This is a genomic window from Streptomyces luteolifulvus (genome assembly GCF_008806595.1).
Lineage (GTDB): Bacteria > Actinomycetota > Actinomycetes > Streptomycetales > Streptomycetaceae > Streptomyces > Streptomyces luteolifulvus.
This window is the reverse complement of sequence record NZ_VZRB01000010.1, coordinates 132486-146481: the sequence shown is the minus strand read 5'-3', so window position 1 is coordinate 146481 and position 13996 is coordinate 132486. Positions and strand designations below refer to the sequence as shown.

At 72.1% G+C, this 13996-nt stretch carries 7 protein-coding genes; 1 reads left to right on the top strand and 6 read right to left on the bottom strand.

Annotated features, from left to right (window positions below; all coding sequences use genetic code 11):
- Positions 1–36: 36 nt before the first annotated feature.
- Positions 37–327, top strand: a complete 291-nt coding sequence (locus F7R91_RS17030; protein WP_150949637.1) for a chorismate mutase — start codon at positions 37–39, stop codon at positions 325–327.
- 640 nt (positions 328–967) lie between these two features.
- Here F7R91_RS17030 and F7R91_RS17025 read toward each other — a convergent pair.
- The 6 genes from F7R91_RS17025 to F7R91_RS17000 all read right to left on the bottom strand — a co-directional run bounded on the left by F7R91_RS17025 (position 968) and on the right by F7R91_RS17000 (position 13900).
- Positions 968–2746 carry a GMC oxidoreductase gene (locus F7R91_RS17025; protein ID WP_150949635.1) on the bottom strand — a complete coding sequence of 593 codons (1779 nt, stop codon included), beginning with the start codon at positions 2744–2746 and terminating at the stop codon, positions 968–970.
- A gap of 72 nt (positions 2747–2818) precedes the next feature.
- Positions 2819–4432 carry a succinic semialdehyde dehydrogenase gene (locus F7R91_RS17020; protein ID WP_150949633.1) on the bottom strand — a complete coding sequence of 538 codons (1614 nt, stop codon included), beginning with the start codon at positions 4430–4432 and terminating at the stop codon, positions 2819–2821.
- 637 nt (positions 4433–5069) lie between these two features.
- Positions 5070–6707, bottom strand: a complete 1638-nt coding sequence (locus F7R91_RS17015; RefSeq protein WP_150949632.1) for a serine/threonine-protein kinase — start codon at positions 6705–6707, stop codon at positions 5070–5072.
- A gap of 90 nt (positions 6708–6797) precedes the next feature.
- Positions 6798–8471: a serine/threonine-protein kinase gene (locus F7R91_RS17010; RefSeq protein WP_150949630.1), complete on the bottom strand. Its 1674-nt coding sequence runs from the start codon at positions 8469–8471 to the stop codon at positions 6798–6800.
- A gap of 93 nt (positions 8472–8564) precedes the next feature.
- Positions 8565–10301, bottom strand: a complete 1737-nt coding sequence (locus F7R91_RS17005; protein WP_150949801.1) for a serine/threonine-protein kinase — start codon at positions 10299–10301, stop codon at positions 8565–8567.
- Between the two features lie 176 nt (positions 10302–10477).
- The gene (locus tag F7R91_RS17000; RefSeq protein WP_150949628.1) at positions 10478–13900 is read right to left on the bottom strand and encodes a protein kinase; all 3423 of its coding nucleotides are present in this window, start codon (positions 13898–13900) and stop codon (positions 10478–10480) included.
- Between the last annotated feature and the right edge of the window lie 96 nt (positions 13901–13996).

Sequence of the window (13996 nt, the reverse complement as noted above, 5' to 3'; positions counted from 1 at the left end):
CCGCATCCGAACCGATCCGATGAGGAGCCCGAAGACATGACCGCCAGCAGAACGACGGAGAAGACCGGCGCCCGCAACCCCGAGGCCGCCGAGGTGATCAGTGACGCCCGTGAACGCATCGACGCGCTGGACGACCGGATCATCGGCCTCGTCCAGGAACGGATGGCCGTTTCGGCCGTCATACAGGAAGCACGGATCGGCTCCGGCGGCCGGCGCGTGAACCTCTCCCGCGAGATGCAGGTTCTCGGCCACTACAGGGAAGCGCTGGGCAAGCCCGGTACGGCCCTTGCCATGACGCTCCTCGAACTGTGCCGGGGCCGTATCTGAGTTCGGTCCGCCTCTCACCCGTACGGCGCGTGACCGCCGTACGAACCCCTTCGTTGGTCCCGGTGTCCGTGCCAGCCAGGGGCGGGCCCGAAGAACCACGCGTGGCTCGCTGGGGTGATGAGACGGACGGATCGTGCCGTGCGTCGTGGGACCTCGCTCCAGTCACGTGGCCGGACGGCAGGGGACAGCAGCCCGGTCACACAAGAGAACGGTCGGCTCCGGGGACGCCCGGGGCCGGCCGGCGGAGCACCATTACCACTGCATTGCACAGCCCCATCGCCACAGGTCGAGACCATCCGAGCGCCCCGAGTGCGCCGGGGAGCCGACCGTGGCACCCGGGCTAGCGGCGCAACCCCCCGGCGCCGCTTCCAGGCACCGGCGCTGCCCTGACGTCGGTGCTGACGAAAGAAGGGCCCCGCGGCTCCGTCCCGCGGGGCCCTTCGCATGCCCGCGATGTGTCCCGAGCCACGTGGAGAACGTATGTGGCGCGGGACACACAAAAAATTCTGTGAATGTCGGTGCAACCATTCACAGTCGTCACGGATCAAACCAGACAACCCAAGGGCCACACCTGCGCCCATGGAGAAGGACCTGCACTCGGAGGGGGGTGCGGGTCCTTCTCGCTGGGTACGGATCGCGCCTACTTCTTCGGCGGCACCGCCGGCATCCCCAGGAACGGCAGCCTGAGTGCGCCGAACGCCTCCGCGGGCACGGCCGGCGTCCTCGGCTCGATCGGCTTCAGGCGCTCGTACGTCTCGCCCTGGGCCGGCCTCGGGTCCGTCTCGCCCTTGTTGGGCCAGTACGACATCGCACGCTCGGCCTGCGCGGTGATCGTCAGGGACGGGTTGACTCCCAGGTTGGCCGAGACCGCGGCACCGTCGACGACCGAGATGCCGGGGTGGCCGTACAGACGGTGGTACGGGTCGATGACGCCGGTGTCGCGGTCGGCACCGATCGGGCAGCCGCCGAGGAAGTGCGCGGTGAGCGGGGTGCCCATCAGTTCGCCGACGTTGGAGCCGGCGAAGCCGTTGATCTCGGCGGCGATGGCCGACGCGCCCTCCGAGGCCGCCCTGATCTGCTTGGGGTTCGGAGAGCCGTGGCCCTGGCGGGCCGTCAGCAGCCCCTTGCCCACTCCGTCCGGCTTCAGGTACGTCGTCAGGGAGTTGTCCAGGGACTGCATCACCAGGCCGATGATGGTCCGCTCGGACCAGCGGCGGTTGGAGAGGGAGCGCATGACCAGGATGGGGTGACGTGCGGCGTTCCGCAGCCAGGCGGCGATCCTCGACGTGCCCTCCGCGTACGGGACCTGGAGGATCGACAGGCCGCCCATCGCGTTGGACCCCTTGCCGTAGCGGACCGGCTCGATATGGGTGTTCTCGTCGGGGTGGATCGAGGACGTGATGGCGACGCCGCGTGTGAAGTCGGCCTTCGGCGCGCCGGTGGCCCTGCGGTAGCGCCGGTTGTCGGTCTGGGCGCCGACCACCGCCTCGGAGTTGGTGCGGGTCAGTTCGCCCAGCCGGTCCGAGAGGTACGGCAGCCGGCCGTTCGCCTTCATACGGTGCAGCAGCGTCTGGGTGCCGTAGGTCCCGGCGGCGAGGACGACGCGGCGGGCCTTGAAGACCCTGCTCTTCGCCTTGCGGCGGTCGTCGGTGGGGAGGGTGGTGACCGCGTAGCCGCCCTGCGAGTCCTCCGTGATCGACACCACCGTGGTGAGCGGGTGCACCACCGCGCCCGCCTTCTCGGCGAGGTAGAGGTAGTTCTCGTTCAGGGTGTTCTTCGCGCCGTGCCGGCAGCCGGTCATGCACTCGCCGCACTCCGTGCAGGCCTTGCGGGACGGGCCCGCGCCGCCGAAGTAGGGGTCGGGAACCTGATCGCCCGGCTTCACCTTCGTCTCTCCGCCGGCGTCCTTCCCGTCCCCGAAGAAGACGCCCACCGGCGCCATGTGGAAGGTGTCCCCTACGCCCATCCGCTGGGCGGCCGCCTTCAGATGGACGTCGGACGGGGTCATCGTCGGGTTGAGCCGTACGCCGAGCATGCGCCGGGCCTGGTCGTAGTACGGCTCCAGCTCCTCCTGCCAGTCGGTGATGTCACGCCACTGCGGGTCCTCGAAGAAGGGCTTCGGCGGTACGTAGAGGGTGTTGGCGTAGTTGAGGGAGCCGCCGCCCACGCCGGCTCCCGCCAGCACCATCACATTGCCCAGCAGGTGGATGCGCTGGATTCCGTACAGGCCGAGCCTGGGGGCCCACAGGTAGTTCTTCAGGTCCCAGGAGTTCTTGGGGAGCGTGCCGGGGGTGAAGCGGCGACCCGCTTCCAGGACGCCGACGTTGTAGCCCTTCTCCGTCAGGCGCAGGGCCGTGACGGAGCCGCCGAATCCGGAGCCGACGACGATGACGTCGTAGTCGTAAGCGTCCTGGGGCACGTGTTCTCCTCGTTGAGCGTGCGTGCGGGTTGTCCGTAGTGGATCGCGCGGTTCTCCGTTTCGGGGACGCGCCTATCTGAACCGGAATGCCTTCATCAGCCGGAGGCTGCGGCTCATGAACTGTGCGTACTTCTCGTCGTCCATGCCCAGCGACGGGGCCATCGGCAGCAGGCGCTGCTGGGCCACCGTCTGCGCCTCCGTGTACTTGAGGATGCCCTCGGAGCCGTGGCGGCGGCCGAGGCCGGAGTCCTTCATGCCGCCCATGGGCGACTGGACGCTGCCGTACGCGGGGGCGTAGCCCTCGTTGACGTTGACCGTGCCGGTGCGCAGGCGCGCCGCGACCTCGCGGCCGCGCGGGCCGTCCTTTGTCCACACGGAGGAGTTCAGGCCGTACGGCGTGGAGTTGGCGAGTTCGACCGCCTCGTCCTCGGTCCTGAAGCGGTAGATCGAGACGACCGGGCCGAAGGTCTCCTCCGCGCAGACGGACATGGGGGCCGCCACGCCGTCGAGGATGGTCGGCTCGAAGAAGTACGGGCCGATGTCCGGGCGGGCGACCCCGCCCGCGACGAGCTTGGCGCCCTTCGCGACCGCCTCCTCCACGTGCCGGGTGACCGTCTCCAGCTGGCGCTCGCCCACCAGCGAGCCCATGTCGGCGCCGTACGCCAGGGACGTGCCGAGCCGCATCGCGCGCGTGCGGGCGGCGAAGCGCTCCAGGAAGGCGTCCGCGATCGACTCGTGGACGTACAACCGCTCGATGGAGATGCAGAGTTGGCCGGCGGAGGAGAAGCAGGCGCGGACCGCGCCCGCGGCCGCCTTCTCGATGTCGGCGTCCTCGAGCACCAGCATGGCGTTCTTGCCGCCGAGTTCGAGGGAGACGCCGACCAGCCGGGCGGCGGCGCCCCGCGCGACCTCGCGGCCGGTGCGCGTGGAGCCCGTGAAGGAGACGTAGTCGGCGTGCTGGACGATCTCGGGGCCCACGACGGGACCCTCCCCGAGGACGACCTGGAAGACGTCGGCGGGCAGCCCGGCCTCGACGAGGAGGTCGCGCGCCCACAGGGCCGTCAGACAGGTCTCCGTGTCCGGCTTCATGACGACCGCGTTGCCCGCGACGAAGGCGGGGAGCGCGTCGCCGACCGACAACTCGAGGGGGTAGTTCCAGGGAGCGATCTGGCCGACGACCCCGCGCGGGTGGCGCAGTTCGGTGACACGGGTGAGGGTCGGCATCGCGCCCGCGTGACGCTTCGGCTTCAGGTAGGCGGCGGCCCTGCGGCCGTAGTGGCGGGCCGCGACCGCGACGGCCTGGACCTCCTCGTGGGCGTGCAGGCGGGCCTTGCCGGTCTCCAGCTGGATCAGGTCGAGGACCTCGGCCTGGCGTTCCAGCACCAGGTCGTGGAAGCGGAGGAGGACGGCGGCGCGCTGCCGTACGGGAGTCTGCGCCCAGACGGCCTGCGCGGCCCGGGCCGCGTCGAAGGCCTTCTGCACGTCCTGAGGCGTCGACTCGGGCAGGTCGGCCAGCTTCTCGCCGGTGAACGGCGTGTGGTTGGCGGTCCGGCCGGAGCCGGCCACGCCCTTGGTCAGCTGCGCGACCAGCTCGGGCGTCACCACGTCGGCGGCGGTACGGGCGCCCTCCGGGGCGGGGGCGAGAGGATTCGTGCCGGTCTTGGCCGGGGCCTGCGCGTCCGTCATGAGCCGCAGGGTATGCCGGGGCGGAGACTTTGGGTACCCGTCGGTAATAGGGATTCACCGACCGCACACATACCGCCAGTGGTCACTGGCAACAAACCCGCTGATCAGGACGTTGTCGGGGGAGGCACAGGGGTCGGACGGATCCAGCCGAGCACAAGTCGGCCACGGGCCACCTTGAATACCACCGTGCCCTTCTTCTCGTCCGCCGTGCCGCGGCTCGGGCGGATCGGCGGCGAGAAGTGCAGTCGGGGTACGGCTGCTCCACAGCAACGACCCCTGCCGAAAACGCGGGTGGCACGGAGACCTTCGCAGGCTCGCGAGCCGCACTCGGTATTCGTGTTCCCAGTCGCCGTCACACTGCGACTGAGTCATCGAGTGTCCTCGCCCTTACATCAGCCTCGTTGATGTGTGGCGTCTCCACCACGGTCCCGTCCGCGTTCGTGTGCGCCGGCCCGCATCGGTCGAACGAGGCCGGTGGTGACGTCCCGGGTCTCGACGCGGCGGACGTAGCGGTGGCGCCACCGCGGCCTGCCCCGGTACGCGAGGCCCGCCCGGGACAGCGGCGGGCGCTTCGCATTGCAGGTGGCGAGGACCGACCTGGTCAAGGCACTCGCGGGCCGGCTCAAGCCGTAGGGGATCAGAGCTTGTTGACGTCCACGTTGGCGATCGCCGTGTTCGCCACCTCGCGACCGCGCTCCGTGAAGTCGCCCCTGCCCGGGTAGCCGACAGTGAGGCGGTACATGTCGCCGTCCGAGGTCTTGTAGTAGAAGATCTTCACCTCGCGGGGGCGGGGGTTCTGGCTGTCGTTGGTCATGTAGACGATGGTGTTCTCGGCGGACGGTTTGCCGTGGTACTTGGTCGTCTCCGGCGTCGTCCTGGGGCCCTTGGGCATCAAGAGGTCGTACTCGCCCTGGTTCTTGAACTTCTCGTTGTCGGCGTACATTTCGGCCGCCGCGGAGTTCTTGATCTCGTTCAGGGTGTCCTGGGACTTCCTGACCACGCTCAGGTTGATCCAGATGCTGCCGCTCCAGTCGGTGTACGCGATCCAGTTCTTCTTCGAGTCGTCGGCGCCCGGCCTGCTCTCCTGGTATTGCGCGGGGACCGCCAGCGTGGCACCCAGCTTCGGGTGGGCCTTGGTTTTCCACCCGTCCGGCAGCGGTCCCGCGAACGGGTTCGCGATCGCCAGGTACGCGGCCACCGCCGCTGCGACGACCGTGGCGCCGACACCGATCCAGGCCTTGCGGCCGAGCCGCGGACCGGGGCGCGGAGCTTCTGTGTGCTGGACGACCTGTGTGGGCTGCGGAGCAGGCGGGTTCGCGGCGGTCTCCAGGAGGGCGCGCACCCGGGCGGCGTTCGGGCGGCGCGCCGGGTCCTTCTGGAGCAGACCGTCGATGACCTCGGCGAGCGGGCCCCGGGCCGAGGCGGGCGGCGCGGGCGTGGAGTTGAGGACCGACTGGAGAGTGGCGGGGGTGTTGCTGCGACGGAACGGGGAGACGCCCTCACTGGCCGCGTAGAGGACCACCCCGAGGGACCAGAGGTCGCTCGCCGGCCCGGGACGCTGCCCGAGCACCCGCTCCGGCGCGATGTACTCCGGCGAGCCGACGAAGCCGCCGGTGTCGGTGAGGCTGGTCTCGCCCTCGATCTGGGCGATGCCGAAGTCCGTGAGGACGACACGGTCGTGCCGGCCGAGGAGCACGTTGTCCGGCTTGACGTCCCGGTGCAGGATGCCCGCCGCGTGCGCGGCCTCCAGTGCGCCGAGCACCTCCAGGCCGACCCGGGCCGCCTCCCGGACGCCGAGGGTGCCCTCCTGCAGCGCGTCGCCCAGCGAACGGCCCTGCACCAGTTCCATCACGATCCACGGCTGCCCGTCCACGACCGCCACGTCGTGCACATTGACCACCGAGGGGTGGTCGAGCCGGGCCGCGGCCCGTGCCTCGCGACGCATCCGCTCGAAGGCGTTGGCGCGTTCACGTTCGGGAAGATGGTCCGGGACGCGGGGCTCCTTGACGGCGACCTCGCGGTCCACCGTCTCGTCCTTGGCACGCCACACCGTGCCCATGCCGCCGTGCCCGAGCTTGGCGAGCAACCGGTAGCGGCCCGCGATGAGCCGCCCGGTGCCCGGGTCCGGCGCGGGGTGGGACTGCTGCGGCACGACCTGTGTGGGCGCCGCGTACGGGTTGCCCGGGTGCGGTACCGCCGCAGGCTGCTGCGGTGGTTGCAGACCAAAACTCGTCGGCTCGTCGGCACTGTAGCGGGCTCCCCCGTCGCTGCTCATGGGTCCATCCATATCGCGCCAAGCGGTCCTGATTCCACCGAGAACGTCTTCCGGTCACAGACCCGTGACCCAGCCGGCCGGCAATGCCCGCTATACCCTTTTTGCAAAGGTGTCCACGGCCACGTCGAAGTACTCCTTCGCCTCCCGCACCTTGCCGACCGGGGCGGACACCCACACGTCGTACAGCTGCCCGTCCTCCTCCCAGCACAGGTCGTAGGTGTGCCGGGGGCCCTCCGCCGCGGTGTAGCCGTTCCAGGTGAACTCCCAGAGGGCGGCGGGGTGTCCACGGTGTCTGGTCTCGGTGACCCGGCCGTCGTGGTAACCGGGGTTCGTGGAGGGTCCGTCGGCGTCCGCGCGCCGCATCACCGCGAGCGGGCCGCCCGGTTCGGGGTCGGTGACCTTGATGCCGAGGCGGAAGGTCTGCCCCGGCGACACGTAGAAGACCCGCTCCCCCTGCGGCTTGCGGGTGAAGTCCTCGGGTACGGCGAGGGCGAAGCCGGCCGGGTCCTCGGCGGTGCGATAGCCGGACGGAGCGGAGGACTTGGGGGCGGAGGCGCCGGTGGGGGACGGTGTACGGGAGCCGGTCGGTGACGACGTACCGGATGAACCCGGTGAACCCGATGAACGCGACGGGTTCGCGGATGTCACGGGCGTCCCCGGCGCCGAGCTCGTCGGGGTACCGCCCCCGCCGCCCCCGTCGCCCTTCATCAGCAGCGCCGCCGCAGACACGCCCGCGCCCGCCATCGCGGCCACCAGCAGCGCGGCCACCAGGACACCCCGCGTGGAGTGCATCGTACGGACGGGGGCCGAACCCGGAGCCGGGGCCGGGGCCGGGGTCCGGGACGAGTCGGGGGTCGGGGCGGGTGGCACGGGCCCTCGGCGGGGCACGTTCAGCTGTGTCGGCGTGTATCCGACGGGCAGAGCCGGCGTCCGGCCCGTGTCCCGGAAGGCGCGCAGCATCCGCTCCGCCTGCTCCGCGTCCAGCCGCCGGTCCGGATCGCGCTCGAGGAGCCCTCGTACGACGGGAAGGAGCGGCGCGGCCTGCGCGGGCGGCCGGATGTCGTCGAAGACCACCGCGTGCAGGATGCCGCCCAACGAGTCGCGCCGGAACGGCGACTCGCCGCTCAGCGCCGTGCACAGCAGCGCACCGAGCGACCACAGGTCGGACTCCGGGCCGGTCCTGGCCCCGGACATCCGCTCGGGCGCGGTGTACTCGGGCGAGCCGACGAAGGAGCCGGTCTCGGTGAGTGTGGTGGCGCCGGCGACCTGGGCGATACCGAAGTCGGTGAGGACGACCCGGCCGGTGCCGGCTTCCAGCAGGACGTTCGCGGGCTTGATGTCGCGGTGCAGCACCCCGGCAGCGTGCGCCGTGCGCAGCGCGCTCAGCAGGCCGATGCCGATACGGGCCGCCTCGGCGGCGTCGAGCGGGCCGTGCGTGGCGATACGGTCCGCGAGCGAGCCGCCGTCGATCAGCTCCATGACGATGTAGGGGCGTTCGTCGCGCTCGACGACGTCGTGGACCACGATGATGTGCGGATGCCGCAACTGCGCGACCGCGCGCGCCTCACGCAGGGTGCGGTCGCGCTGCCGCAGGGTCTCGTCCGCGGAGAGCGTCTCGTCGAGGGTGAGCTCCTTGACCGCAACGTGCCGGCCGAGCAGTTCGTCGGTGGCCCGCCACACGACGCCCATGCCGCCGCGCCCGAGCCGCGTCTGCAGCCGGTAACGCCCGGCGATGACACGCGCGTCTTCCCCCTCGGTCCCCATGCGCCCCATCATGCCTCACCGGACGAACGCCTTCCGGGCCGCGGGGGGCCGACGGCACACGAGTGGCCGACAACCGACGCCGCCGTGCGGCCTTCAGGAGGCCGACGGGGTCCAGCCCTGGAGCACCGCCTCGAACTGCTTGCTCGTGGTCGCCCAGTCCTGCGCGGGCGAGGACATGTAGATCGCGTACTCCACGCCGTCCCGGGCCACGTACGTCTCCTCGACCGCACGGCGCGGCCCCGGGAAGTCGGTGTCCTTCGCGAGCGCGGTCCAGGTGTACTCCCACCTGGCGCCCTCACGGTCCCGGTAGATGTTCTTCTCCAGGGACACCCGCTCGTAGTCCTGGAGCCGCTGCAACTGCTCTTCCAGGTCGGTCTGGTGGTCGTACGGGTGCGCGAAGTCCGGTGACGGGTCGACCGCGATACGGACGAAGTGCTCGCCACCGTCGGGCGAGTAGTCGATCTGCTCGATGCCGCCGTCGGTGCTGACGACCTTCCGCTCCCAGCCCTCGGGGAGGTAGAGGCTGAATCCCCCGGGGTCGTCCTTGCGGACCCAGTCGGCAGGAACGCCCCCTACGGCTTCGGCACTCGGCGTGCTGCTCGCGGTCGGGCCGGGGCTCTGCGAGGGGGCGGTGGTGTTGTTCTCCTGCCGCCCCTCGTCCCACTTCTGCAGCGCCAGCACCGTGCCCCCGCCGACGAGTGCGGCGAGGACGACCGCGAGGGCCAGGGTGCGCAGCCGGCGCCGCTTGGGCGGCGACGCGGGTGTGGTGGTTGTCGGGCCGGTGACCAGGGGGTACGGGGTTCCGGTGGCGGAGGGGTATGGGGTGCTTGTGGCCGACGGATACGGCGTGGAACTCCCGGAGGAGTACGGGGCGGTGTTCCCCGACGGATACGGGGTGGGGTTCCCCGAGGGATACGGCGTGGCCGTCCCGTTGCCGGTGGGGCCCGTACGGGAGTCCCCCTCGCGGTAGGCGCCCCGGTACTGCGTCGGCACGTACGCCTGCGCCGCGTTGGGCCGCCGCCCCTCCGCCGCCTCCGCGAGCAGCTGCTCGGCCACGGACGCGTCGGGACGTACAGCGGGGTCCTTGTGCAGCAGCGCGGCTATGACGGGCCCGAGCGGCCCGGCGTGGCGCGGCTCCTCGGCCTCCTCCTCGACCACGGCCTGCAGGGTGCTCAGCGGTGAGGTGCGGCGGAACGGCGATCTGCCCTCGACCGCCGAGTACAGCGTGGCGCCGAGCGCCCACAGGTCGGACGCCGGTCCCGGATCGTGACCACGGACCCGCTCGGGGGCGAGGTAGTCGACCGAGCCGACGACCTCTCCGGTACGGGTGATGGTGGTGTCGCCCTCGATCTGCGCGATGCCGAAGTCGGTGAGGAGCACACGCCCGTCGTGCCCCAGGAGCACATTGCCGGGCTTCACATCGCGGTGGAGCACCCCGGCGGCATGGGCGGCGCGCAGCGCACGCAGCACCCACAGCCCGATGCGCGCGGCCTCCGTCGGCTCGACGCGCCCCTGGTCCTTGACCGCGTCGGCCAGCGAGTGCCCCTCGACCAGCTCCATCACGATCCATGGCCGGCCGTCGTGTTCGAGCACGTCGTGCACCGTGACGACGGCGGAGTGGTTGATCCGCGCGGCGGCGCGGGCCTCGGCCCGGGTACGGGCCAACAGCCTCGGCTGGTCGCTCTCGGACACATAGAGCGCGGCGGTCAACTCCTTGATGGCCACGGCCCGGTGCAGCACCTCATCGTGCGCACGCCAAACCCGGCCCATACCGCCGCTGCCGATCGCGTCGGCGAGCCGATAGCGCCCCGCTAGGAGCAGGCCCTGCATCTGATTCACGTTGCCCCGCATTTGCTCTTGACAGGGTCAGATTAAGTACGGTCCGGCTTCCAGGGGAACACGGGGCACGCCAAGGAGACCGCACTGTGACGGTTGTCGCTTCCGCGGACGGAAGTCAACCTTCAAACCCTCAACTGCGTACGGTCACCCGCTGTTGGGACCCATCGTCAGCCGGTGATCTGATAGGTCGCCGACGCCTGTTCGTACAGCCTCGTCACCTCGTCCCTCTCCGCCTCCGGTCCGCGCACCTGAACCACGTGGTACTCGCCGCCGACGAGCAGCGCAAGGTTGCGCACGAACAGTTCCCGGCCGTCGCCGTCGGTCCAGGTGAACTGCCCCTCGGCCATGGTCTTCCCGCCCACCCGGATCGTCTTCAGCCCGGTCGCGGTGGCCCAGCTGGAGTCGCGGTACGGCTGCAGCTCGGGCTCCTTCTCCCGCTGGTACACCATCGGATCGCTGCCGTTCGTGTCCGCGCGGTCCCGCCCCGGTACGACGATGAGCTCGAAGTCGCCGTGCGCGTACACCACCTGACCGCGGCCGTTCCCGGGCGTGCGGTCCCAGCCTTTGGCCACGGCGATACGGAAGCCCGCCGGGTCGTCCCGCAGCGTGAAGCCGTCGGCGACCTCGGGACCGGTGGTCTGTGTCCCGGTCGAACCGCTCGAACCGGCCGACGGGGAGGAGCCGTTCTCGGCCGGCGAGGTCTGGTCGGGCCGGGGCTCACTGCTCGCCCGGTCGGACGGTGAGGGCACCTGCCCGGCCTGCCCGGCGGCACCCGTCCGGTCCGCGTCGCCCGTGTCGTCCTGATCGGCCTTCGGCATGAAGAGCATGGCGTACGCGATCGCTGCGGCCAGCGCCAGCAGGATCAGCAACAGCAAGGTACGGCCGAGGCTGCGCGGCGAGCGGACCTCCTCCCGGGCCCGCTTGTGCCGGCCGTGCGCGCTCGCCGCGGGCAGTCCGGCGCGCCGTCTGCGCACCAGCTCGCCCCGGCGGCGTACGACGGGCAGCCGGCTCGTGTCCGCCGGTGGCACCGCGACGACGTGTGCCCCGGCCTCGGGCTCGGGCGCCGACCGCACCAGGGAACGCAGCCAGCCGCGCAGCTCCTCGAAGTCCAGTCGCTCGGTGGGGTCCTGGCGCAGCAACGACTCCACGACCGGGCGCAGCGGCCCGCACTCCTCCGCGAACGCGGGCGGCTCCGCACACACCAGTTGCACCAGCTCGGCCGTCGACTCCTCCGGGTAGGGCGCATGCCCTTGTACGGCCCGGAAGAGCAGCGCGCCGAGCGCCCACAGGTCGGTCGCGGGCCCGATCGGCGCGGCCAGCTGCCAGTTCTCGTGCACGGGCCCCGCCTGCTCCGGCGCCCATCGCTCGGTCACGGGCCCGACCACAGCCATCCGCGCCTGCCGCGCCCGCTCGGCGGCAAGGGCGGTGGCGGGACCCCGGCCCACGGAAGCGGCAACGCCGGCGAGGTCGTCCCAACGGGCCGGAATCAGGGGCGTGGAGGCGGGAGCGCCCGGGGCGAAGGTCCCGGGCGTGCCGGGGGCGGGGATTGGGACGTCGGGGGTGGGGATCGGAACGCCGGGGGTGGGCGTGGCGCCGGGGCCTGGTGCCGCGGGGTGACCGGGCGAGGGCGTTGCGCGGAAACGGCCCTGCGGTGCCGGGTGGCCTGACGGGGGCGTTGTGTTGAGACCGGGCGGGGCGGGAACGCCGGACGTCGGCGTGGCGCCGAGAGCGGGTGGTGCGGGAAGACCGGACGGTGGCGCCGCGCCCAGACCGAGCGGTGCAGGATGACCGGATGCGGGCACCGCGCCCAGACCAGGCCCTGCAGGAAGGCCGGACGATGGCGTTGCACCCGAACCCGGCGCCGACGTCCCACCAAGACCAGGCGCTCCGGGAAGACCGGACGCCGACGCCGCGCCCAGACCAGGGCCTGCGGGCGGGCCGGACGGTGGCGTTGCGCCCGAACCCGGCGCCGACGTCCCACCAAGACCAGGCCCTGCGGGAAGACCGGACGCCGGCGCTGCGCCAAGACCAGGCCCTGCAGGAAGACCAGACGGTGGCATTGCGCCCGAACCCGGCGCCGACGTCCCACCAAGACCAGGCCCTGCGGGAAGACCGGACGCCGGCGCTGCGTCAAGACCAGGCGCTCCGGGAAGACCAGCCGCGGGCGCCGCGCCCGGACCAGGCCCTGCGGGCAGGCCGGACGATGGCGTTGCACCCGAACCCGGCGCTGACGTCCCACCAAGACCGGGCGCTCCGGGAAGACCGGACGCCGACGTCGCGTCGGCATCCGGCGCTGACGTGTGCCCCGGGGTCGCGGCTCCGTTGCTGCTGGGAGGGAGGGCCGTACGCCCCAGGGGGTCCTTGCCGTTGGGGTCGGCCGACGGTGTGCCGCCGGTTGTGCTGCGCGGAGCGGCGCCGTGCCAGGGCCTGGTTCCCACGCCGTAGGGGTCGGCTATCCGGCCCGGGGGCGTCGTGCCGGGCGCACGCTCCTCACCTGCCCCCGACGCGTATGCCGAGCCGTCCGCGCCCTCGGATGCGGGGCACGCTCCGGGCAGGGCCGCCCGGCCGTTCTGCTGCGCCTCCTGCACCCGGGCCGCGGCCCGCGCCCCCGCGCGATACGCGGCGATCGCTCCGGCCCGCGCCGCCCTGATGTCCCCGCCGCTCTCGGGGGCCCTGCGCGCAAGCTCGGCCGACGCCCCGCCGCCCGCCCCGCTCGCCGGATCCGCCCCCGGAGCCGGCAGCCCCCCGGCCGCACGCGCCTCGATGGCGGCCCGCCGGGCGGCCTCCGCATCCACGGCACCAGAGCCGGGGGCAGGACCGGGGCCGGAACCGAGGGCGACGCCGGAGCCGGGCGCACCGCCGATGCCGGGCGCAGGGGTGGCACCACCCGAAGGCCCGCCGAAGCCGTCCCCGAACTCCCCGCCCCCGGCGCCCGCACCCGCCACGCCCCACTCGCTCTCCGGGGCCGGCACCGGGTCATACCCGCACAGCGCCTCCTCCGCCGCCCCGACCGCCAGGCCGGTCAGCATCACCCGTCCGTCGTCGCAGACGAGCACCGTGCGCGCGGTGACGTTCCGGTGCACCCAGCCGTGGGCGTGCAGCACGCGCAGCGCCATGAGGACGTCGGAGGCGACCTCGGCCGCCCGGTACGGCGTCAGCGGCTTCTCGGCGAGGAGCGCCGCGAGCGGCCGCGCGGCGACCGACTCGCTGACGATCCAGAGCGAGCCGCCCTCGGCGAACACGTCGAAGACCTGGTCGAGCCGGGGATGGTCGGGAATCCGCGCCGCGGCCTGCGCGGCCTCGACAGCCCGCCGGACAGCGGGGTCGGTGGGCCGCCGTGTGCTCGTACGCGACGCGACGGACCGCCGCGCCACACGGTCCCGCGGGGCCCGTGCGGTGAAGCCGTCGGGCAGACCCTCCGCGTCGAGCACCTCCGCCTCGACGACCTCCGGCAACGGCACCTGCCTGACCAGGACTTCCTGGCCGCTGTAGGTGTCGAAGGCCCGGGTTTCAGTGAGTTCGTACTCGTCGGAGGGCGGCAGCGGTAGGCGGTAGCGGTCGGCGAGCACCCGGCCCGCATAGTCGTCCACAGTGCCTCCCCCGGCCGCCGGCTGGTCAATTCCGTTCGCCTTGCGGCCCGTTGTGCATACATACCCGGATGCGTACGGTCCGCAGCCATTCACGAT